Below are 23,807 nucleotides of genomic sequence, written 5' to 3'. Positions count from 1 at the left end.
CTTTTTTGTTGAAAATAACAGCTTATGCAAACAGATATTTATCATAAAGTTATAGGGGTAGCTATCGCCTTTAGTATTCCATTCTTTAGTTTTCACCATACGTTTTATAGTTTGGCAAATTTTTTCCGAACAGCTACCCTTATACTTCTTATCCTATGTTTTATTCTAATATGGATGAAAACAAAAAAGATGCACTATTTTCTGAGCTCAATGGTGCTTCCCTTTTGGATGATGTTGTTAATCCAGCCTTCCTTAATAACGAGACAACTTGATTTTATCCAAAAAGAAGAGCAACTCCAAAAACTTGCCCTCTTAATACAGGCTGAGGGTACTTATCAGCTATTAAGTAATTATAAATTAATGGATCTAAATAGGGCGCTAAACTTAGATACGGCAAAACAAATCCAAACTCTGCTAAGGGAAACGGCAGTAGATAGTTTCCAACTGGGGCATGGCTGCATAAGTTTCTACCTTAAGACCGTAAGCATTCGATATTATTACCACAAAAATAGCCTTCCCTATGCTGGCGATCAAAAAATAAAAGACCAATGGTATTGGTTAGACACTTCTCCCTAAGAGCAATCGAGTTATTTTTTAGCCTTCTTTCGTTTTAACTTAGGATTATCTTCGGCTTCATACTGAATGTGTTTTCCCATGGTTCCTTGAAAACGCACCAAAGCATTTTCTCTTTTGGTTATAGAAACAAAATCCTCTACATAAGCGGAAGAAGGATCTATTTTAGGCGTGTAGGTATCCAAAGTTTTGAGCTTGTCAAAAATAACGGGTAAAAAGCCGATGTCTAGTTTTATTTTTCGAGCAAAACCTTTTAAAAAAGAACCTTGAAAAGGGTCGGTTGCTAAAGCTACTTTTTGTAAACCATTTTCTTTGGCCACTCGATAAGAATAATATAGATTTTCGGAACTATGCTCTGCTCGCTCCTCAGTATAGATATGTGCCTTGGGCACCCCCAACTGTTCGGCATAGAGCGCCATTATTTTAGCCTCTACATAAGGAGAATAAACCGAACTCCCAGAAAAGATAATATTTTGGGTGTAGTTATTTTTATACAAATAAACAGCCCAATGTACTCGCATCTTCATTATGTTGCTCCATTCTCCATCTTCAAAAGGAACACCAGGAACAATAATTGCATCATAAGGTTGTTGTTCCGCATAGCGGTTAAAACTACGTTCTGCACTTCTACTAACACAAGAAGTCAGCAATATTGCGAATACACCTAGTATCGCTATTTTTTTCATTATATTTGTTAATTGATCCATGACTTTTTTTCTTTTTCTTATGAGATTAATTTATAATTTGAGATTTTGGAGCACCCTTTTATAAATTAGTTGAAAAATCTGCCTAGTCTAGAATTGGCAAAAAAGGTTCTATATATTATAAAACCAAATCATCAAAAAGGTTTTAGAAAAATGTAAAAAACTCAAAACAATGTAGATAATGGCTATGAAAGGAGTTTAACTTTTGTCGTCTTGTCCATACATTATGTCCCATTAGAAAATTAACAGACCATGCACTTAAAAGCAACCTATACATTAAATATTTTCATTGCTTATCACCCTAAAGATCAAGCCCAATTTGAGGAACTGTTGCAGTACCTAATGGAATTGGACAAAAAAAACAGGGGTTATGTGGTCAACAAGGTTTGGTATGATGGTACAGATCTCTCGGAATCTGGTCGAGCAAGCATTCGTGAATTAACAGAAGCTGCTGATTTGGTTTTGCTGCTTATGAGCGACAACTCTATTTTGTCCCCATTTTTTATTTCTAGAGAATTAAGGGAAACTTTGCAACAGCACGATAACGAAAGAAGTATTGTTGTCCCCATTATTTTGAATACCTGTTGGTGGGAAGATACCGTGTTCAAAAATTTAGATGTGCTGCCACGAGCAGGGCTTCCTATTTATGATAGTTCTAATATAAAAAATGAATTGTTTGATCAGGTAGTAGAGGAACTTGATAAAAAACTGGAGAAAGTTCGACAACGAAAGGCAGAATTGGAAGAAGTTTTTAAACTCAAAATAACGGAAGCAGAGGCTATTTTTAACCATTGGCAAAGGCATCCAGGGCAACTTAGAAGTGCCCTACCGCTATACAAAGAAGCCTTAGCTTATTGGCGAGAGGGCTTTGCTCCTGATCGAAAAATAATAGAAGCTCATATCGAAATCTGTCATCGTGAAATAGATTTTAGGCATTATTCTAAAGCCGCACATGAAGCATATAAAATTCACGACTATCAAACTTGCTTTTTTAATTGCAAAGATGCCCTTGATCTAAGAGATGATGCCGTCATTCGACGACTGTATACTAAGGTAAAAGCTTATTTGGACGAGGAGGACTTGCGAGAAAAAAGAGCTCCTTTTGAACAACATTTAACACAGGGGCATGAATACTTTTTGTCCTTAGAATGGAAAATGGCAAAAGAAGCATACACAACAGCCCTTGAATATCATCAAAGCAACTTTACTCCAGAACGAAAAGTCATTGAGCATAAAATTCAAATTTGTGACCGTGAATACACCCTAGAAAACACATTAAAAGAAGCCGCTCGTTTGTATAAAATTCAGAACTACCAACGCATGGCCGATTTATTGTTGGAAAGCATCCAAAGTATCAACCACGAGGCATTGTACCGAATTGAACATGCCTTAAAACTGATTGGTTATCTTCAGAATGTTACTCCTTTTTTGGATGAAAAAACCAATAAATGGGGCTTTGTAAATGCCAAGGATCAAAGCATTATTATTGCTCCTAAATACACTGCGGCTTACAATTTTAGTGAAAATTTAGCAGGGGTTAAAAAATGGGAAAAATGGGGTTTTATAGACATTGAAGGCAATGAGATCATTCCTTTTAAATACAATTATGTTAGTCATTTTCAAAATGGCATTGCACAGGTAATTGAAAAAAATGAATCGTATTGTATCAACCATAAAGGGGAACGAGTAGCCGCTGATGTCTTTAAGGTAGAGGTTCCTATTGATACACCAGATGAACACATACAAAAAATGCTGCCTCCCGATTTTGATGGAGAGCTTTAATGTCTTAGAATATTAAAAGTTGTGGTTCTTTGACTAGTCGTGTGACAGCTCCTAACAAAGGGTAAGCTTTTTACTACTTTTCTTTTAGTAGAGAGTTATAGGTTCTAAGTCGTATGTCCTGTATTTACAGGAACTAAGCATACGACTTACAAACTATAACTTATAACAAAAGTAGTAATAAGAGAGCAGGGCTGTTTAATATTCTACATGATTAGCTTTGTTATTCACTACGTTCATGAGCGCTGCGCTTTAGTTCGCTGCTAGGTTAGCTAGTGCGCTAGCGCTTATGAGCTGGTTCGTTATCACTCGTGAGCCAGCAAGCGGGGTTCTGCATGGTTACTGCCTGAGCCTATGGATTGTCAAAGCACGAAAATTATTACAACTCCAATTCTTCAAAGGTCTGTTTTCCTTTAACAAAATGCTGCCAAACAATGCTATTCGGGTAAACACCCGTTGGGCGAAAATGTGGTTTTTCATAACAATGTTGCGCTATAATGGCGGCGGATTCTTTTCGCTTTTGTTTGTTTCTGCCATATTGGGCAAAGAAAGACCAATGCGCTCGGACGATGGCCCAAATATTCGCAAACTCCCCATTCAACAAAAATCTAAACCCTGCTACAGCATCCAGTAACAAACGAATAAAAACAATGCGGTAAGCTTTGCTGCCTACTTCGTTCTTAAAAATTGTTGCTAGGCTATTTCTAAAATTGAGAAAAGCCTTTTGGGGGCTATGTTGCGGCAACGTCCCCCCTCCTACATGCCAAACCGTAGATTGAGGGCAAACCATGATCTTATAATTGGCTCGTTTGAGTCTCCAGCAGAGGTCTATTTCTTCCATATGAGCTTTATAATCCTCATCAAAACCACCCATATTGTGAAAGAGCTCTTTTCGAATAAACATGGCTGCTCCTGTTGCCCAAAAAACTTCCAAAACTTGATCGTATTGTCCTTTGTCTTCTTCTACTTTTGTAAAAACTCGACCTCTACAAAATGGATAGCCCCATTTATCGATATAGCCTCCTGAAGCCCCTGCATGTTCAAACAAATAAGGCTCAGCTACCATCCTGATCTTGGGTTGGCAAGCTGCAATCTGAGGATCTTGTTCCATTAAATCTATGATGGGTTGTATCCAATTGGGCGATACTTTGACATCAGAATTCAGCAAAATATAATAATCAGCCTCTACTTCTTTTAGGGCTTTGTTATAGCCCCCTGCAAACCAATAATTTTCAGGCATTTCAATTAAATACCTAGGGCAATCGTAAGGCTGATGAGTTTTATCGGTATGAGGTTGAAATCCTTGGCTTTTGAGGTAAGCAACAGAATCATCTGTTGATTTGTTATCGGCTACATACAATTCTAAATTGGCATATTCAGAAGCAAAAACAGAAGGCAAAAAGTCCGATAAATAATTATCTTTCATGCCGTTGTAATTCAAAATCACAATAGCAACTTTAGGTATACTAGAACGATGTTCTGTTGTCATAATTATATCTTTTCTCGATTGCCAAGCACTTGCAAAGCAGCTTCTTTGTCTTTTTTTAATTGAAACTTTAATCCATCCAATGTATCAAATTTTGCATCACCACGCAAATATTCAACAAATTCAATGGTGAGATTTTGGTCGTAAATCATTTGATCAAAATCAAAAATATTAACTTCTATCGTCTGCTTCAAATCATGGTCAATGGTAGGACGATTACCAATATACAGCATGCCCTGATATTGGGTAGCATTATGATAAATAGAGACGGCATAAATTCCTTCTGGAGGCACTAATTTGTGTGCATCCGAAACCTCAATATTAGCGGTTGGGAATCCAATGGTTGCTCCAATTTGCAGCCCTTTCACCACCTTCCCTTCCAAACTAAAATTATGCCCTAACAAGCGTTTGGCTCTTGCTACATCTCCAGCCAACAAAGCTTTGCGAACTTTTGTGGAACTAACTGCTATATCGGCTACTTCTTGTTTGGAGATTTCTACAACTTGATATTGATAAGCCGTTTCAAATTTTCTCAAATAAGAAATGTCCCCCATTCGATTTTTGCCAAATTTATGATCGTAACCGATCGCAATAATTTGAGGATGAAAATGAGCCACTAAGAACTGCTGAATGTATTCATCAGGACTTTGGTTGGCAAACGCTTTGGAAAACGGCACCACCACCAAAACATCTACGCCATACTGTTCTAATAAAGCTGCCTTTTCGTCTAAAGTATTGAGCAATTTCAAGTCATTGTTATTGGGCGTAACAATTAATCTGGGATGCGGATGAAAAGTAATTAATACCGATTCACCATTAATAGATCGTGCTAAGTCATTTATTTGCTTGATAATTTGTTGGTGGCCAATATGTACCCCATCAAATGAACCAATTGTTAAAACAGCATTTTTAAAATGGGGTAAATTATCTAAATCTCTGTATATTCTCATTCTTATTTATAATATCAGTTCATAAGCTTGATCACAACGAGTTGCAATATGGTCCGAATTGAACGGTTGAAAGCCATATTTTTTGTACAGCCCAATTGCTTCCTTCAAAACGCTTGCTGTTTCTAGTTCTACTCGTTTATATCCTAATCGTTTGGCTTCATCCAACAAGGTAGTTAAAAGCCATTTTCCTAAGCCCTTTCCTCTATGTTCAGACAACAAATACATCTTTCTAAGTTCAACAGTTTGATCGTTCAAACGATACAAGCCTCCTGTTCCTACAACCCTTTCTTTGCCATCCATCAACACTAAAAAAATTCCACCTTGATTTAAATAATGTGTCTCGACATTTTCTAAACAAAAATCAATTGCTCCAGCGACTAGATGATATTCCTTTAAAACATCAAACACAACAGATTTTATAGCATCTGTATAGCTATTGTTAGCTAATTTTAGATGATACGAACCAAAGCTCTTTTCCATGATGGATTATTGATTATTTGGATTTGTTCTTGCAACAGGATAAAATTGCATGTACGCACCAAAAGCCCAACCTATTTTTCCTTTTTTTGTTTTAATCTTAATCCATGGAGCCATTCTAACCTCATCAACAGAAACTCGAAGTTTTTCCAAAACGGTATGCTCTCCCAAATCAACAACTTCCTCCCCATAACTCAAATAAGTAATTAATTCTCCAGACAAATTTGGTTCTTTTCGAACTCTTAAACTATCTGCAATACTATAAAGTTTTCGAGGAGTTGCTACGCTATCAACTCGTGTAGGTCTCGGTACGGTTCTATTGTTATCTCCACTACTATAAGAACTCTCATTATTATTATTATTAGGAGCAACGGTATTAGAATCTACAATTTCTTCTGTTACAACAGGAAGATTATCTGTAGTTTCTACTACAGGTTCTTTGCCACATTTAGAAATTCCATACAACATAAAAGCAATACAAAACAAAGCAATGCCCAACAATTCCATATTATTGAGTCTTCCTTTGGGAGCTTGGGGTTCTTGAACTTCTTCCTGTTTACGTCTACGGGGTCTATTTGATGCCATATTTTATTAGTTTCATAAACATAAATACTACCTATTGAATCCACGTTATAACGTATTATGATTCTTTGGCAGGCTAATCAAAACGCAAAGATACTCAAAATTCAGAGCATGTTAATACTTGATAGGATTTTATTTTGGAGATAAGGTATTATCACTTCTAAATGCAAACGGGTGGCGAATAGGCATAAAAAAACCACCGTTCAAAATAAACAACTACGATTATTTTGAACGATGGTTTGTCCCTATCAATACGGTTGTATTGGGTTCTATTTTTGTGCTTGCGCTGTCATAGACAACACATTAGAAACCATCTCTATATATTCGGCTCTATATCCCTCTTTATCTGCCCCTTTAGCCCCTTTAGCCAGTTCTAAAACCGTTTTGTAGGTCAAGTCATTTTTAAATTTAGAATCTCGCAACAACATACCAAAACCAGCAACAGAAGCCGCAAAACGGAAATTTTCAGACGCTTCAGAAATTGGTTGTAACTTCTTTTCTAGTGGGAATTTCATAAGTGTACTTTTCATTCCCGTTGGCTTTTTGTACCTCAATTTAATCGTCATCAAATCATTACTAGTTTGCGCTAAGTGCGTAGATTTATTTTTTTGGTAAACCAGTTCATCTACTTTTTTAGCTGCTTTATTGGCTTTTTTACCCGTTGACAATACAATTTCATACAAGGCTGTTACCGTATGTCCTGCTCCTAATTCACCTGCATCTTTGGTATCATTGTTAAAATCCTCCTTGTTCAACAAGCGGTTTTCATAACCTACCAAACGATAAGATTTGACTTGTACAGGATTAAACTCTACTTGAATTTTCACATCTTTGGCAATGGTATAAAGTGTCCCTCCCATTTCTTTGACCAAGGTTTTTTTGGCTTCTTTTATATTGTCAATATAAGCATAGTTTCCATTTCCCTTATCTGCCAAAACTTCCATTCTACTGTCCTTATAATTGCCCATTCCATAGCCCAAAACGGTCAAGAAAATATTGTCTTTTCGTTTTTCAACAATCAATTTTTCCAAATCATTAGCACTAGAAGCACCTACATTAAAATCACCATCTGTCGCAATAATAACTCGATTATTGCCGTCCTTTGCTAAGTTGCTTTTGGCTGTTTTGTAAGCCAACTCAATGCCTGCACCACCTGCAGTTGAACCACCTGCTTGTAATTGATCCAAGGCTTTTAATAATTTATTTTTATCGTTGGTTGAGGCTTGTACCAATCCTGCTGCACCTGCATAAACAACAATTGCAATTTTGTCTTGTGCTCTCATATTATTAATCAATAATTTAAGCGATTCTTTTAACAAGGGTAGTTTATTCGCACTAGACATGGAGCCAGAAACATCAATTAAAAAAACAAGATTGCTCGCTGGTGCTTTTTCCAAATCTATATTTTTGCCCTGCAAGCCAATTTTCACCAATTGAGCAGCTTTATTCCAAGGACAGTCTGCTACTTCTGTTGTCACACTAAAAGGATCTTCGCCCTGTGGTTGTGGATAGTTATACTCAAAATAATTAATCATCTCTTCTATTCGAACGGCATCTTTAGGCGGTTTTTGCATTTGATTAAGGTGGCGTCTAATATTAGCATAAGAAGCACGATCAACATCAATAGAGAAAGTAGACAAGGGCTCGTCTTGTACCGCTCGAAATTCATTTTCTACAAAAGAAGCATATTCTTCATTGGCAGGTTTTTCGACTGGTGGAGCCGCTGTTCGGTAATTTTTTGAATTGGAATAGGGTTTTGGGGCAGCAGCAGGGCGCATTGCCTTTCTTTTCATTTTTTTTCCACTTATTCTCTTGAGTCGTGTATTCGCTCTCGATCCACGACTAGAGACAGCACTTCCTTTGTCTGCTTGATTGACGCCTGCTGTTGTTGCCACGATACTCGTCACACTACGAGTTGGCAAATTTTTAATATCGTTGGCACTTAGGGTTTGTCCCCCAGCAACCGCAGATTGTTCAATCAAGGGTTCTGCTGCCACCACTATTTCTGCCATCTGAACGGTCTCTTCCATCTCAACATCTATAATGGTTACTTGCCCTGCTTGTACCACAATTCCCGTCATCGTTTTTGTAGGAAACCCTACATAAGAAACAACCAATTGGTAGGTATCCTGTTTGACATTACTAAAATTATATTTTCCATCAAAATCCGTTTCTGTTACTTTGTTTGGATGAATGGGATGTTCTAAACTAAGCCTAGCAAAAGGTAAGCCTTCGTCGCTATTAAGGTCTAGCACTTGACCTTGAAGTGTTCCTGTTGTTTGAGCTATTGTATTATGAAGAATTAATAAACTAAAAAAGATAATATGAAGTACTTTTATCATAAGATTTTTATTTTTTGGAGGGTTAGGTAATCCATTGCTCCGTTAATGTTTTGCTTTTTTTTAGTTCGCTTTGCTCATGAGAACAGTTGTGGAAAAGCAAAACATTAACGGAGTATTAGTAATCTACAACTCTAGCGAAATCGTAAAAGAAGATTGGTACGATTCAATATTTAAGAAGATGCTCACTTCTATAATTTTGGTGTGTTTCTACTAGACTTTATTAATCTCTTTTCTTTTTTAACGCAAATTGCCAAAGAGTCCAATGGTTTTTGTATTTTTAATGATGAACACTTATTTACATAACATTATTTGGTGCATTTTTTTTTGCGCTTGTAATTCCCCTATTGAACATCAACCCCAACACATCCCCCTCCCCAAAATAGATCCTGTTCAACAACAAGATCCCATTCCCTTAGGTTTACAAAAAATAGTAGCTGCTTACCCCAGTCAGCAACTAAGCGCTTCTTCGAATCACTTAATTTGGTCAGATGGATCAACGAGTCTATATCAAGATACGATCCCTCAAAAATCTTTTGAGCAATTGTTGAATCAGCCCGATTTAGAAGACCAAATGGCAATGGTTTATACCAAAGGAAAGAACTATAAAATTCCGAGTAGAAACCAAGATCCAGGAAGAATTCGAGTAGAGGATTTTTTTTTGAAGATGTATGGCAAGAATAAAGAAGCAGTCATGCAACAATTGGTAGAAATTGATTTTTTAGGCACTAAACTCAAGGTAACAAGGATTAATGGTATTGATAAAAAACTAACTAAAATTGCACAAGAATTGGCTTTATATCCTGAATTAAAACCTTATTTGGAAAATGTTGGCGGTAGCTTCAATTGGCGAACAATAGCGGGAACCAACCGATTGAGCACACACAGTTTTGGTATGACGATTGATATTAACATTAAATATTCTAATTATTGGCGCTGGGCGGTAAAAGACAAAACAGAAAATGGAAAACGCCCCATTATTTATAAAAACAGAATTCCTCTACAAATTGTAGAAATATTTGAAAACAATGGTTTTATTTGGGGTGGCAAATGGTATCACTATGATACCATGCATTTTGAATACCGTCCCGAACTTCTTATTGACTTATAAGTTACACACCACAATATCTATACAATATGATAAGAACGATACTTTTTATTACGCTTTTTAGTAGTTTAGGATTGATCACAAAAGCTCAAGAGAGCCCTAAAAAAATTAATACGCACCTCTACCCTTTTAATAAAAAAATTCTCAATCTTCAAACGCTGCAATATACGAACCAAGAAGAACAATTAGCACATTCCTTTAAAACCGACAGCAAGTATGCCATGCGCTACAAAGGGCTTGCATTGGATAAAATTGCCTATCAAGGAATGTTATTTGAAGCGTCCAAAGACAATAGCCTATTGTTTAAAAACTTAGAAACGCAGGCCGTTATTCCACTTCCTAACAAAGAAAAGGGATTGCCAATGCAAGGAAATAGTTTACTTCTAGAGGCTACAGGTGGCATTGTTTACATCAAACCACTAAAGGGAGACAATGGCTTTATGGTCTACAAATACAATGCAAAGGGAGAAGAAGTATTTGGCGTGCAAGTTCCGCACAGCGAATTTGTTCAACATGGAGAACTGGCTTATCATTTGCCTTATTTGGGCTATACCATGCATACTGCCAATACAATTGTTTTTTCATCTTATGTAGATCGAATTCCCAAAACGGTTTCTCTTAGCACCTTAGATGGCAGTGTGTCTAACTTTGATTTTTCTTCTGTTGGTGTCATTCGAGATGCAGCAATGGATATGGATATTCATGGCTTCATTCAATTAGACAAAAGCAGCAGTAGTATTAAAATAACTTATATCAGCGATAACTTTTCTGTAGAGCATCCTACATTCAAGGACATTAGTCATGCAGAAACCCTAATTTTAGATCATACCTTAATTTTAGCAGTCTATAATCATCGCAGCCCCCTTGTACAATTATTGGGTATAGATTTGCAAACCAAACAAATCAAGTGGGAAGCTAACATGTCTTCTTCTGGAGGAATTGCCAATAGTACTTATTTTAATGCCATTTGGCTAAGTGAGTACGAAGGAAAAATTTTGTTAGAAAGTTATGAAACGAAAGGCAAATTCTTGCAAATTTTTGATGGAAAAACAGGCAAACAGCTTTGGAAATCTTTTTAAGGCTGGGCTAAAAATTGAACGCTGTGAGACACTTCATCTTAAAGAACCTCACAGCGTTAATAATAAAGTTAAGCTACTTAACGTAGAGATTAGCATTCTTTGTCCAACTAATCTTAAGCGTTAAATTTTCACGAATTCTTTTATTTCTGTGTATTTATCAGTGTGAATATGCAACCAATAAATACCATTCGATAAATTTGAGACATCCAATTTATTTAAAGACGTTGATTGTTCTAAAACTTTTTTACCTAATACATCATAAACTTCTATACCACTAATCGTTGTATTTACCTCTATTTGCACTTGATTTTGAGCAGGATTAGGATGAATTTGTACACTCAAATCTTTTTGCTTATTAATTGAATTCAATACAGAAGGATCATAAACCCACAACTCTTGACCTGTAGTACCATCTCTAGCATCAAAATAGAGTTTATTTTGATAGATAAAAGGCTTCTCTTCGGATTCAACACTTCCCATAGGATTGATATCTGTTAGTCTTATTGCATTCACCCCATCTGTTTTCCACAACTCTGTACCATAAGTAGCATCATAACTAAAATAATATGCTTCATTGTTATACATTGTAGAAGCAATTAGACTTGGATTTGATGCTGGTCCTGCGGGATTCGTTCCATCATATTCCCAACACACATGCGATCCCCCACCATTATTTACAATAAAAAAATATAACGTACCAAAACGCTCAGCATAAAGATTGGTAGCATAAACAGGTTGATTTGCACCTACATTAGAAACAACACTCGTCGCTGGATTCACACCATCATATTCAAATATAGTACTACTTGTAGGATCTCCACTTATTGTATACGCTATAAAATATAGTTTGCCATTTAGAATTGGCATAGGTCCATTATAGGTAAAACCTGATGATTTTAAATCATTAGCCACAACAGTAGGAGTATTTACGCCATCGTACATCATCAAAACATCTGTGTTGGTAGCTGTTTTGGCAGAGAAAAACAATTTATTTTGAAAAACAGTAAGGTTGGCTATTATTGCCCCTGCTGTTCCCGCATTTAGATCTGCAACCATAGTTGGAGGGTTGGTTCCATCATATTGCCACAATTCACTACCATGAATAGAGTCTATTCCTCTGAAATACAATTTTCCATTAAATTCTACAAAATGCTTCCCAACATCCCCTCCATTAGGATTAGAATTAAGAATAAGAGTGGGTGCATTTACCCCATCATATTCCCATAATCCTTCCCTACTTCCATTGTTCTGGTTTCCATAAGAAAAGTATAACTTACCATTATAATTAGCTAAAATCATTGGTATTAAGTTATTATTAGGCGTTAAAACAGAAACGGTATTGGTTCCATTTGTCTTCCATAATTCAGCTTGCATAGATAGTCCATTAGGATAGGCGGTAAAATACAGTTCATTATTGTATTCCATAAAACCAAAAGGGTAAGAGTCTCCACTTCCAGTATGAATGTCCATCACTTGCGTTGCTTGTCCAAATAAGATTGAGGTACATAAAAGAAACGTACTCAAAAGGGTTAATTTTTTCATGTTTTTTAGTTTAGTTAATAATTCGCTATTGCGATTAAGCATTGTATTTAAGTGGTAAGTAATGAATCTAAATTATTGATAGTTTATTCGAGCAATCTTTTTAATCTTAACTGTGTTGAAAATACTCGCCATAGCTAAGGCTATGACTGTGTTTTTCGCCTTGTTAATATCAAAAATCTTTTACTGCAAATTCTATAAATAATTTTGCCCCATTACTTATAAAAATCAAAGTTAGTTATTTTTTTCTTCCAACTTACACTGCTCCGTTAAAAAAAACGCACCACAACTTAAAGCATTAAAAACATTGATAACCTAGCTTTGCTAGCTCATGTAATAATCAGTGTAGATGTTTTTTGTAAAAAAAAGCCATGGAGTATTATCGTATAAAAATGATCTTATTATTGATTAATACCTCACTGAATAGTTGTGGTGATTTGCATCGCTTTTATACACAGTAACGATTGCCTATTTCCCCCAACTAATACTTCCTCAACCAATAAATTGCCCTTCTATTTTTTATCTCTATTTTGGAAGAATTACACTTATTAGAATTATTATGTTTTTTCTCCAAAATTACGAACTCTCCCTGCGCTCTGTTTCTCTGCTCCTTAAGTAAGGTTAAAAAATCCATACTTCATTGTTTTAGAACAAATTAACACATATTTTTAGGCGTTTTTTACTCTAATAACTTACTTTTCCTTTATAAAATAGGGTAACGGTCTCATTTTTGGAGTTTTTTACTCCAAGAATTATTGCATTAAAAGATTTATACATAACTTGGTAAGGTATCAAAGAGCCACCTTTTAAATATCCAAAACATGATACAAGATTTTTCCTCACTCTATAAATTGTCTCTCGCTATTGGAACGTCCTTAAACCTCCAAGAGAACATTCAGCATTTTTTATCTTCTTTTATAAAAAAAGCAGCAGGTGAGCGTGCGGCTATTTGGTTAAATACATCTCTTAATTCTACCGCAACAACAAGCCATTATAGTACTTTTGAGTCCCCTTTATTTGAGCATAAAAAAAGTTTTAATCAAAATCTATCAACACTCTACCAACTCGTTAGTCAAAACGGTTATGCCATTTTGGAGCACAAAGATCCGCTTCTAGAAAGCCTTTTTACCCAAAAAGTAAACAATCCTGCTTACAAGCACATTGTTTACCCATTAGGAGCTAGAGGGCTAATCATCTTAGATATTATAGCATCTAAAAAACATAAAGGATTAAAAACTTCTTTTGTCTTGTCTATACAGGATGTGATTAACAAATTTGCATTATCGATAGAAGCCTGCCTTGTGTATGAACAATCCACTAAAGAAACACTAAGAAATGAAGAAAAATATCGCTCTATTATAGAAAACATGGAGCTTGGTTTGTTGGAGGTAACTCCTGAGGGAAAAATCATAAAAGCTTACCCCAAATTTTGTAAGCTAACAGGTTATACCGAAGAAGAACTCTTTGGAAAAATTGCCGCAGATATATTTCTCGGAAAAGCTGGAATCAAAAAAATGGCTAAAGAAAGAGCTGCTAGAAAAAAAGGAGAGACAGGGGTTTATGAGATTCAGTTAAAAAAGAAAAATGGCAAAAAAATATGGGTTATGATTAGTGGGGCTCCCTATTATGATGAAAACAACCATGTTGCTGGTTCGGTTGGCATCCACTTAGATATTACTGAACGCAAAATGGCAGAACAAAAAATTAGAGAAAGCCAGGAAAAGTTGCAATTAATTCTCAACACCTCTTTAGATGCTATCTTTACCATTGATGAAACAGGCAAAATAATTGACTGGAATCCTAATGCAGAAAAAATCTTCGGTTATTCCTCCACTGAGGTGATTGGTCGTGTGCTAAATAATTTGATTGTTCCTAATGCAAAGGCTATTAAATCCAAGAAAGAAATCGCTCTTTTTATGAAAATGGAGCAACCGCCCCCATTAAACCAACGCATAGAACTAACTGCTATACGCAAAACGGGAGAAGAATTTCCTATTGAATTGACCATGTCGCCCATCAAAATACAAAATCAATACTTCTTTTCAGCTTTTTGTCGAGATATTACCATCAGGAAAAAAAGTGAACAAGCCCTAATCAATGCCAAAAAAGCGGCAGAACAAGCTAGAAATGTAGAACGTCAATTTTTGGCACACATGAGTCATGAAATTCGAACGCCTATGAATGCTGTTATCGGAATGACTTATTTATTGCAACGTTCTCAACCTACAGCAGAGCAAAAAGACTATATTCAAGCGTTAAAATTTTCTGCCGATAGCTTAATGGGTATTATCTCTGACATACTGGATCTGTCCAAAATAGAAGCAGGCGAAATCGAATTGGAATATCGTCCTTTCTCCTTGCATAGCCTTTTAGAATCACTTTATCGCTCTTACCAATTCAGATTGCAAGAAAAAAATATATCGATTAAGATAAACATTGATAAAAATATTAAGCATCAGGTGATTGGAGATAAAACTAGAATGGGTCAAATTTTAAGTAATTTACTCAGTAATGCTAGTAAATTTACCTCCGAAGGGTCCATTGGTATCACTGCTTTGTTGGAAAAATCTGAGGGAGACACTTGTTGGATCAAATTTCAAGTTTCGGATACAGGAATTGGTATTTCGAAAGAAAACCTTGGAATTATTTTTAGTAGTTTCAAACAAGCCACCGTTAATACCCATCGAGAATTTGGTGGTACAGGATTAGGGCTTTCTATTGTCAAACAATTAGTAGAATTACAAAACGGAACGATAAAAGTAAAAAGTGAACTAGGCAAGGGAACTGTCTTTGAAGTTTTATTGCCTTTCAAATATTCTGAATTGCTAAATACCGACATCAAAAAGAGTAAAAGCACCAACGGTCAAACGATAGACTCCTTTAAAGAATTGACCATCTTAATTGCTGAAGATAATTTAATCAATCAAAAACTAATCACTAGTATATTCACTCAATGGGGCATCGATTTTGATTTGGCAAACAATGGTTTGGAAGCGGTAGAATACGCACGCACCAAACAATATGATATGATATTCATGGATCTTAACATGCCTATTATGAATGGTTATGAAGCTACCGTGAAAATAAAAAAAGATCCGCTAAATCTTAATTTTCATACCCCTATTGTTACCCTTACTGCAGCTGCTCTGCACGAAGAACGCAAACGAATGTTTGAAGCTGGTGTCTATGATTTTATAACCAAACCCTTTTCACCACAGCAATTACAACGTACCATCATAAGCTGTTTGGATCAGTCCGTTCCATTTGAAAAAACTCAATTAGCTCCTCCTCCTGTTGATCCAATTCAAGAGGAAGAATTATATGATTTAAGCCATTTAAATACATTTAGTCAGGGAAATCCACAGTTCGTCATCGATATGGTTCAATTGTTCTTAAAACAAAATCCTCAAAATATAAGCATTTTAAATCAAGCACTCGACAGGGGCGACTGGGACAAAGCACAGGATTTAGCGCATCAATTAAAGTCAACACTTGGTACCTTAGGAATGTCTAAGCAACAAAAGATAGCCAAGCAGATTGAACATAATATGTCCAACAAAATTTATCATGCAGAAAAAAACAAACCGCTAATGCAACGCCTGAAAACTACCTGTGCCCAAGTCTACCCACTGCTAAAGCAACAGTTTTCTTTAGAGGCTAAATAAACGATTTAGTTACTTAATTGCTTATCCTTTATACTTTATTTTATAGTACTTTGTTCTTTTTCCATCTCCTCGATACGACTCCTGCCTGATTTTCCATCCTTTGGGGTTATACTTAGCAATTTGCTGCCCATCCAGATGACTTCCTGTATAATAAGCCTCTACTTTTTGCTTTAATCTTTTATTACAATGGTAAGTATAATTTTTAGTATAACGTTTAGGATTTGGATTAGCAATTAACTGTGTCGATTCCTCCTGCTCCAACAGATTTTTTTTATTATACTTATAAACTGCTTTTTGTGTAACGTTTCCTGCTGGATTGAGTGTCCAACGATTTTTTAACAAGCCCTGTTCATACTCCAAAGAATCTGTTGCAAATAAAACTTTAGATTCAACAGGCATCCCCTTTTCTAGATTATAAGACAATACTTTTATTAGTTGTTCTTGCTCATTGTATATGTATTGATAATAAGCACACCATTCATGGTTTCCAAAAGGAGCCAAACAATCCTTACAACGAATCAATGCTCCTTTATCATTATAGGTATAAATAACATGGGTGGCACTTTGTTGATCAACGACATAATAACGTATTTTTTTATCGTTTGTAAATGCATAGGTTACAATACTAGAATCCAATACATTAATCCCCCTAGCTGTTCCATCCTCTTGATAATCGATTACCATGTCATACATCAATTGGGGATAACCATTATACATAACATCTCTTTTTAAGCGCCCATTCTCATAACGCTGTACCTGCATGAGTGCTACCTTTTTTTGCTCCCCTTTGGGGTTGCCATACACTCTTTTTTCTTTAAAATCTCCCAATAAATGCATCTCTGTCCCCTGAACAGAAAGCCATTGACTATAACCATTTTGCGCTGTGTTTGCAAAAGGCAGTAAACAAAAAAACAAAACAATTATTCTCATTGATTCTCAATGTAAAATCATAAGTTGTACACCTTCTCAAATGAACAACTTATGATTCATAATTTACAACTAATTTTGACTATACATTAAATCCCCACTGCCCTAAAGCACCTCCCATCAAGGCAAATGACACGATCCAATAACCGACATTAATCCATATGTACTTCCAAGACTTTTGCTCAAAGAGGGCATTGGTTCCTATTAAGGGCAAAGCAAGGGTAATACCTGCCAAAACACCATGAAAAGCACCATGACCAAAGCTCAAGTGTCTAGCACCAACCATAGCCATGGTCGCCTCATAAGATTTCATTGCTTCTGACCCCGCTTCACCAAATCCTTCCTGAGCGGCAAAAAGCTGAAAAATTCCCATTTGATGATCGACCAAGCCCAACAGCGAAAAAGCAGCAAAAATAGCAAAAACATAAGCAGCACCAAAGGTTACCGCCATATTACCTTGTTGAGCTTTTTCTTCTGTCATACCCGTTTCTTTCATCCAAGCATTTCCCATTACTTTAGGGTTATACCAAACAAAACCAACCACTAATGGAATTAAAGCAACCAGAGGAATAATCATTAAATTAGGTCCCATAATTAAGTATTTTAAATTGAGTTAAGAACACATCAAAAATACTATATTAGTTTCATATATACACTAATTAATAATTTTAAAATATGTTCTAATTAAATTGTTCTACACCAACAAGGTAGAATTTTCTCGCAACAAAAACAAAAAGTTGCACAATAAAAACAAAAAGATTCACTTATTTTCCCTTGATTTTCTTCCCTTTAAGTAATCTTCGTCCCAACCAAAAAGCAAAAACAACGCCTAACAATCCTCCCAAAACTTGAACCCATGCCGCTAAACGAGTCGTTTTGATTAGAATCGATTGGTGATACTCGTTATCAATTTGAACATCAGCGTATTTGGCAACATGATCTAACAAACTAGTCGCCAAATCAGCATCAGGCAAGGAAGCATGGCAAGAAGAACAAACGCCCCTTCTATCCAGTCGTTGCAATTCACTCTTATTGAGTGGTCTAGAACCTGAAAAATGATGTCCTACTGTTTGTAATTGATTGCCCTCTTCATCCAAAAACTTGGACCAATCCATGGTCAAATTAGGAATGGCATTAAATTGTGTATCTACTTTCGATGCCAATGGATGATCGGCTACATAACTACTGTCAGGAGCCGCATACAAGTCCCCATTATTAATACCATATCCAAAAGTCTTGGGGTTGGTATGGCAACTCTCACAACTCCTTGCCTTTTTTTGAACCGTATGAGGTTGTAATGGTGACATATCAATAGCTAATTGCCCTTCTTCTCCTGCTCCTTCAGCATGGGGCACCTTAAAGATATGATTTAATAATTTCATTTTTCCATCCGCTCCCTTTACCGTTACAGTAGTTTGACAACCAGGAATAGCAGGCGAGAAACGATGATCTCCATTAATCACTAATGGAGGGTCCTCCCAACGCAAATAACTCCGTTGTTCTGAAACTTCTCCCTGAATCATAAAGCCCTTAATCGTTTCTATTTCTTCCTTTGATAAATTGCTGTCCTCCCCTAGTTTTATTCCTTTAAAACCATTGTACAAACCATCTGGTGTCATCCCATGTTTATCTACAATTGTTGCCAATTCTACCCAATCAGGTTTTCCTTCTTTTTTGGTATAATCTATATTAATATGGCATCCATAACATTGAGGAGCCCAAGTGGCATGACAAGAATAGCACTCCATTTTTTCCATATGGATATGTGTCTGTATTTTAGCTACTTTAGCTTCACGACTCAACTCATCGTGATCTACCAAATATTTTAACGGCTTCAATTCCAAATCTTTTCCACCCGCACTATGCAAAATTACCTGATTTCCTTTTCTTACAGCATTTCCCATAGGGTTGCCCCTAGCCGAAATTAAATAACCATCTTGAACAGGATGCACAGAACCATATAACTGATGTGGCAACAAGGTATCTGACACCCCTCTAGCGGCACCTTCTGCTGGCAAAGGACCAGCAATTTCGTCTCCATGTCCAACGGGTAATTCCCAAGGATACTGACTGGGCGTTCCATGACAATCTTCACATTCTATTTCTACTGCTCCCTGAATGGCCCCTGCCAAATCACCATAACTGTGTGCGTCGCCAGAAGTGTGGCAATCTTGACAAACCATTCCTTTTGTTAAATGTACATCTGGAGCCAAGTGCATGTAACTTTTGGTGTGAATTTTTGACGGTTTTTCACCATTCCCCATAAATGGCGATTGGTAAGACGTTTCCATCAAGCCTTCATAAGAAACCCCAATTCTTCGCCCCCTATTGTGACAAGATTGACAAGTTTTGACAGGAATTCCTGAATACGTTTTTCCATGAACCGTTACCGATGCGTCTCGTGTAGATTGCATGCTATGTACTAACATATGCCCTACTTCATCTTTCGGAATTGCGCTATCTTCCCCTTCATAATAGCCTTTATTGGAATACGGGCTATGGCAAGAACTACAGCCCATTCCTCTAAAGTCTCCTTCTTTAAAACGTCCCTTAACTCCTGTATGGCAACGCTGGCACTCCATTCTAAGATAGGTGTATACCGACAATTGAGGGTTTTCATTGACTTCTTCGGCGGTAGGTGCTGGTGGCAATGGTTTCATTTCTTTTGGAAACACCTGAGGTTCTGCTGCCTTTAGCTTTTCCATGTATTTTTTGTAGATATCGGTTCCCAAACGTTCATGCACCACAACTTCTTGAACATGAGTATTAGCTACATTATGTTCATAGCCCTGAATCGCTCCAAAGCCCCAAGTAGTTCCTTGGATTTTTCCAGCTTCGGTATACATCAAAGACGTAAACTGCGTTTTGACCTGATCCATGTGGCAAAGACCACAGGTATGTTCATTAATAAAAGGGCTTCCTGGATCTGGGTAAAACTCCTTAGGACCTTTCCCTTTTTCAAAAAAATCAATGGTTCCTTCATGGGCTAGTGCGGCTGTTTCTGCCTCAGGATTTCCTCCATGGCAAACAATACAATCGTTATCTGGAAAGCCTGCTGTTGCTGCAAATTTGTAAATATCTTGCATCATGCCTGAACTAGTGGCACGAATGGGTTCTATTTCTTTGTGACAAGTTAGGCATTTATTGTTCTCAGGATTGAGGTGCAACAAATCTTTAGGATGGTTCAATTTTTCGGCATAACTATGGTATTTTTTGCGCAAAGCAGCTCGCTCTGGGCTTATCTCCGTATTCGTAGGTATAATTTCTGTTTTTGTATCCATGCAAGTCATTGCAAAAACAGCAATCATAATTACAATGAGGATGATTGTTTTTTTCATTTACTTTATTTTAATACTCCGCTTATTAGTTCCCTACAGCCCTGCTGGTAGGCATCACAATTGGCACGCCGTACCAAGCTCTACCAGTTAGTACGCTAACGCTTATGAGCTCGCAGTGCTCGGTTCACTATGCGCATACACCAAGTCGCTCGTTCGTTTTACTCATGCTTATGTAACTATCACAGGACTAATTTTTTTTGGCAGTGACAGCATGATTATTGTACGAATTTTAATACAGAGCTTTTTTAATTTTTTGTCCACTCTGCTTATCAAATTACTAGCTTGGGTTGATAAAAAAACAAAAAATCCATGAAGTATTGTCCAAAGGGGAACATTTATTATTTTTTCTTTATCAATATTAGAGGTTGGTATAAAAATAATAGTTTATCTTAATCCGTATTAAAATAACTATAGCCCATTAATTTTCAAATCAACCACAACTTTACTTCACCATTTTGTCAATGCACTATCCTATGCTTTTTTTCAAGAAAATACTTCCTTGTTTTGGCATTCTTATCCTCTTAAGTGCCTGCAACTCTACCCACCCTCAGAACGTTAATATTGAGCAAGTTTCCAATACAGACACAAAGCCCAAAGAAAGCATTTCAACACCTTTAACAACCAAAGAAATAGACGACTATTATCAAACTATTGAAGGTAATTTATCCAACTATTCTTTAGAAAAAAGGCGTTATACCAATGGCGATCATACGGAGAATTACGTCCAAATTGATTTTGAAATTTATTATAAAACAGACAAGGCTAGCCCTAGCAAATTAAAAATAATTGGAGGAGAAGAGGTTTTTAGAATGGAAACCAGCTATTATTTTAAAGCAAATCAATTAATTTTGGTGCATAATAAAGAGGAAGAAATGGAGGAACCTTATTACGAAAATAAAATTTATTATCAAACGGGTTCCATTGTCAATGCACTAGAAAAAAAGCCCGCCGCCAACTTAAGTTTTGAAAAAACGCCCTATCATCCTCATCAAGAATTCACAACAAACTCAAAGGCTTTTGAGCAACAACAAGATAAGCTGTATCAACAATATATGGATTATTTTAGCCAAGCAGAAATTGTCCCTGAGTAAGCACTTATTTCATTTTTAAATCAATTTTAATGAATCCCTACTATCTCTATCTTTTGGTTTATTTGTTAAGTGTAAGTGTTACGAGTTGCGCTCAAAAACATTCCAACAAAGCAACAAAAGAAACAGCATCACATCCATACACCAATGCTCTGATCCATGAGAGCAGTCCTTACTTATTGCAACATGCCCACAATCCTGTTCAGTGGTATCCTTGGGGAGAAAAAGCGCTGAATAAAGCAAAACAAGAAAACAAAATGCTATTGATTAGCATTGGCTATGCGGCCTGTCATTGGTGCCATGTCATGGAACATGAAAGTTTTGAAGATTCCGCCGTTGCCCAATTGATGAACGATCATTTTGTTTGTATAAAAGTAGATCGTGAGGAACGACCAGATGTTGACCAAGTTTATATGGCAGCCTGTCAACTGATTAACCAAAGTGGTGGCTGGCCCTTGAATGCCATTGCTTTGCCTAATGGGAAACCATTCTATGCAGGTACTTATTATCCCAAAGAGGATTGGACAAAAGTTTTAAATCATTTTATCCGTTTTTATAAAGAACAACCAGAAAAACTTCAGGAAGCTGCCAAACAGATCACCGAAGGGGTCGCCCAAAGTGGTAAGGTAGGATTCAATCCCTCTCCCTCAGAATATACCATGGAGCAACTGGATCGCTCCTTTGATTTGTGGGCAACAAGCATTGATTTTGAAAAAGGGGGATTTAACAAAGGTGATAATAAATTTCCACTTCCTTCTAGTTGGGATTATTTGCTGCGTTATGCTACACTAAGCAACAATTCCAAAGCATTGGAAGCAACTCATACTACCCTAAAAAATATGGCTTGGGGTGGTATCTACGACCAATTAGGTGGTGGCTTTGCTCGCTATTCTACAGATGCGTTTTGGAAAGCCCCTCATTTTGAAAAGATGCTGTATGACAATGGACAACTCGTTAGTTTGTATGCGCAAGCTTATCAACACAGTAAAAATCCATTGTACAAAAAGGTAGTGTACGAAACCTTGGAATGGGTTGAACGAGAAATGACAAGTCCTGAAGGGGGATTCTATGCTTCTTTGGATGCCGATAGTGAGGGAGAAGAAGGTAAATTTTATGTTTGGAAAGCGAAAGAAATCAAAGCCATCTTAGCTGAGGATGCTGCGCTGTTTATGGACTATTATAACTGTACAGAAGGGGGCAATTGGGAACAGCACAACAATATCCTGCTCCGCAAAAAAAGCGAGGAAAAAATTGCTACTAAATATCAATTGACAATTGCTGAGTTGCAAGAAAAAATTGCCTTGCTCAATAACAAAATGCTACAAGAACGCTCCAAACGCATCCGCCCAGGTCTAGATGATAAAATATTGACTTCATGGAATGCGATTATGCTAACGGGATATGTCAAAGCTTATCGTGCTTTTGGAGAAGAGAAGTTCTTAACTATTGCCTTAAAAAATGCTGATTTTTTGATCAAAAATGTGATTCCTAAGGATTATAAAATTACTAGGAATTACAAAGACGGAAAAGCTGTTATTAGTGGTTTTTTGGACGATTATGCCTTTCTCATTCGAGCATTTATCGAATTGTATCAGGTAACTTTTGAGGAAAAATGGTTGCAAATAGCGGACACATTAACAGAGCATACTTTAACGCATTTTTTTCAGGAAGAAACGGGTATGTTTAATTACACTCCTAATTACAATGCTAATTTAGTGGCTCGAAAAATGGAAGTCACCGACAATGTAATCCCTGCTTCTAACTCTGAGATGGCAAATAACCTCTATCTATTAGGTCTCTATTTTTATAACAAAGATTACCATCAAAAAGCCAAGCAAATGTTGGCTAATGTTAGCAAGAATCTATTTCAAAGCCCAACGTATTTTTCCAATTGGTCAAAACTGATGTTAGCCATCATTCAACCACCCTATGAAGTCGCTATTATGGGCAACGATTTTGAGACCAAACGAAAAGAGTTCGATCAATATTATCTTCCCAATGTTTTGTTTATGGGCGGTACAAAAGAAGGTAATTTAGCACTCCTAGAAGGAAAAATGATCCAAGGCACGACTACCATTTATGTCTGTCAGAACAAAGCTTGCAAACGTCCTCTCAATACAACCGAAGAGGCTTTAAAGCTACTAAGTAATTAATTTATAAATACTATCTATAT

Annotated in this window: 17 protein-coding genes; 7 read left to right on the top strand and 10 right to left on the bottom strand. The window is 36.5% G+C overall.

Annotation, left to right across the window (positions count from 1 at the left end; translation table 11 throughout):
• Positions 1-189 precede the first annotated feature (189 nt).
• Complete coding sequence (locus AsAng_RS06675; RefSeq protein WP_264792018.1) at positions 190-576, top strand: hypothetical protein; 387 nt, start codon at positions 190-192, stop codon at positions 574-576.
• 11 nt (positions 577-587) lie between these two features.
• Here the strand turns inward: AsAng_RS06675 and AsAng_RS06670 are convergent, their stop codons facing one another.
• Positions 588-1,280, bottom strand: coding sequence for a YdcF family protein (locus tag AsAng_RS06670; protein WP_264792017.1), 693 nt, complete (start codon positions 1,278-1,280; stop codon positions 588-590).
• 249 nt (positions 1,281-1,529) lie between these two features.
• Here AsAng_RS06670 and AsAng_RS06665 point away from each other — a divergent pair, with 249 nt between their 5' ends.
• Positions 1,530-3,059: a WG repeat-containing protein gene (locus AsAng_RS06665; RefSeq protein WP_264792016.1), complete on the top strand. Its 1,530-nt coding sequence runs from the start codon at positions 1,530-1,532 to the stop codon at positions 3,057-3,059.
• A gap of 376 nt (positions 3,060-3,435) precedes the next feature.
• On the opposite strand, the gene AsAng_RS06660 is transcribed toward AsAng_RS06665, so the two are convergent.
• The 5 genes from AsAng_RS06660 to AsAng_RS06640 form a co-directional block, all read right to left on the bottom strand.
• A complete protein-coding gene (locus AsAng_RS06660; protein WP_264792015.1) occupies positions 3,436-4,545 on the bottom strand; it encodes a glycosyltransferase family 2 protein in 1,110 nt (369 codons plus the stop codon).
• A 2-nt stretch (positions 4,546-4,547) separates the two neighbouring features.
• Positions 4,548-5,492: a bifunctional riboflavin kinase/FAD synthetase gene (locus tag AsAng_RS06655; protein WP_264792014.1), complete on the bottom strand. Its 945-nt coding sequence runs from the start codon at positions 5,490-5,492 to the stop codon at positions 4,548-4,550.
• A 6-nt stretch (positions 5,493-5,498) separates the two neighbouring features.
• On the bottom strand, positions 5,499-5,972 hold the full coding sequence (locus AsAng_RS06650) for a GNAT family N-acetyltransferase (protein ID WP_264792013.1): 474 nt from the start codon (positions 5,970-5,972) through the stop codon (positions 5,499-5,501).
• Between the two features lie 6 nt (positions 5,973-5,978).
• Positions 5,979-6,554, bottom strand: coding sequence for an SH3 domain-containing protein (locus AsAng_RS06645; RefSeq protein WP_264792012.1), 576 nt, complete (start codon positions 6,552-6,554; stop codon positions 5,979-5,981).
• A 266-nt stretch (positions 6,555-6,820) separates the two neighbouring features.
• Positions 6,821-8,893, bottom strand: a complete 2,073-nt coding sequence (locus tag AsAng_RS06640; protein ID WP_264792011.1) for a YfbK domain-containing protein — start codon at positions 8,891-8,893, stop codon at positions 6,821-6,823.
• 262 nt (positions 8,894-9,155) lie between these two features.
• Here AsAng_RS06640 and AsAng_RS06635 point away from each other — a divergent pair, with 262 nt between their 5' ends.
• Positions 9,156-10,001, top strand: coding sequence for a M15 family metallopeptidase (locus AsAng_RS06635; RefSeq protein ID WP_264792010.1), 846 nt, complete (start codon positions 9,156-9,158; stop codon positions 9,999-10,001).
• Between the two features lie 26 nt (positions 10,002-10,027).
• Positions 10,028-11,077, top strand: a complete 1,050-nt coding sequence (locus AsAng_RS06630; protein WP_264792009.1) for a hypothetical protein — start codon at positions 10,028-10,030, stop codon at positions 11,075-11,077.
• 120 nt (positions 11,078-11,197) lie between these two features.
• On the opposite strand, the gene AsAng_RS06625 is transcribed toward AsAng_RS06630, so the two are convergent.
• Positions 11,198-12,619, bottom strand: a complete 1,422-nt coding sequence (locus AsAng_RS06625; RefSeq protein WP_264792008.1) for a T9SS type A sorting domain-containing protein — start codon at positions 12,617-12,619, stop codon at positions 11,198-11,200.
• 818 nt (positions 12,620-13,437) lie between these two features.
• Between AsAng_RS06625 and AsAng_RS06620 the strand changes: the two genes are divergently transcribed.
• Entirely contained in the window at positions 13,438-16,281 is a 2,844-nt protein-coding gene (locus tag AsAng_RS06620) for a PAS domain-containing hybrid sensor histidine kinase/response regulator (protein ID WP_264792007.1), read from the top strand.
• Positions 16,282-16,302: 21 nt separating this feature from the next.
• On the opposite strand, the gene AsAng_RS06615 is transcribed toward AsAng_RS06620, so the two are convergent.
• From AsAng_RS06615 to AsAng_RS06605, 3 genes are all read right to left on the bottom strand, one after another.
• On the bottom strand, positions 16,303-17,211 hold the full coding sequence (locus AsAng_RS06615; protein WP_264792006.1) for a hypothetical protein: 909 nt from the start codon (positions 17,209-17,211) through the stop codon (positions 16,303-16,305).
• Positions 17,212-17,290: 79 nt separating this feature from the next.
• Positions 17,291-17,800 carry a DUF1761 domain-containing protein gene (locus AsAng_RS06610; RefSeq protein WP_264792005.1) on the bottom strand — a complete coding sequence of 170 codons (510 nt, stop codon included), beginning with the start codon at positions 17,798-17,800 and terminating at the stop codon, positions 17,291-17,293.
• A gap of 172 nt (positions 17,801-17,972) precedes the next feature.
• The gene (locus AsAng_RS06605) at positions 17,973-20,546 is read right to left on the bottom strand and encodes a multiheme c-type cytochrome (RefSeq protein WP_264792004.1); all 2,574 of its coding nucleotides are present in this window, start codon (positions 20,544-20,546) and stop codon (positions 17,973-17,975) included.
• A 461-nt stretch (positions 20,547-21,007) separates the two neighbouring features.
• Here AsAng_RS06605 and AsAng_RS06600 point away from each other — a divergent pair, with 461 nt between their 5' ends.
• Positions 21,008-21,637 carry a hypothetical protein gene (locus AsAng_RS06600; protein ID WP_264792003.1) on the top strand — a complete coding sequence of 210 codons (630 nt, stop codon included), beginning with the start codon at positions 21,008-21,010 and terminating at the stop codon, positions 21,635-21,637.
• Positions 21,638-21,666: 29 nt separating this feature from the next.
• The gene (locus AsAng_RS06595; protein ID WP_264792002.1) at positions 21,667-23,787 is read left to right on the top strand and encodes a thioredoxin domain-containing protein; all 2,121 of its coding nucleotides are present in this window, start codon (positions 21,667-21,669) and stop codon (positions 23,785-23,787) included.
• The last annotated feature ends 20 nt before the right edge of the window (positions 23,788-23,807 follow it).

Source organism: Aureispira anguillae (assembly GCF_026000115.1).
Classification (GTDB): domain Bacteria; phylum Bacteroidota; class Bacteroidia; order Chitinophagales; family Saprospiraceae; genus Aureispira; species Aureispira anguillae.
The sequence above is the reverse complement of the archived record's forward strand: the minus strand, read 5'-3'. Positions and strand labels throughout refer to the sequence as shown.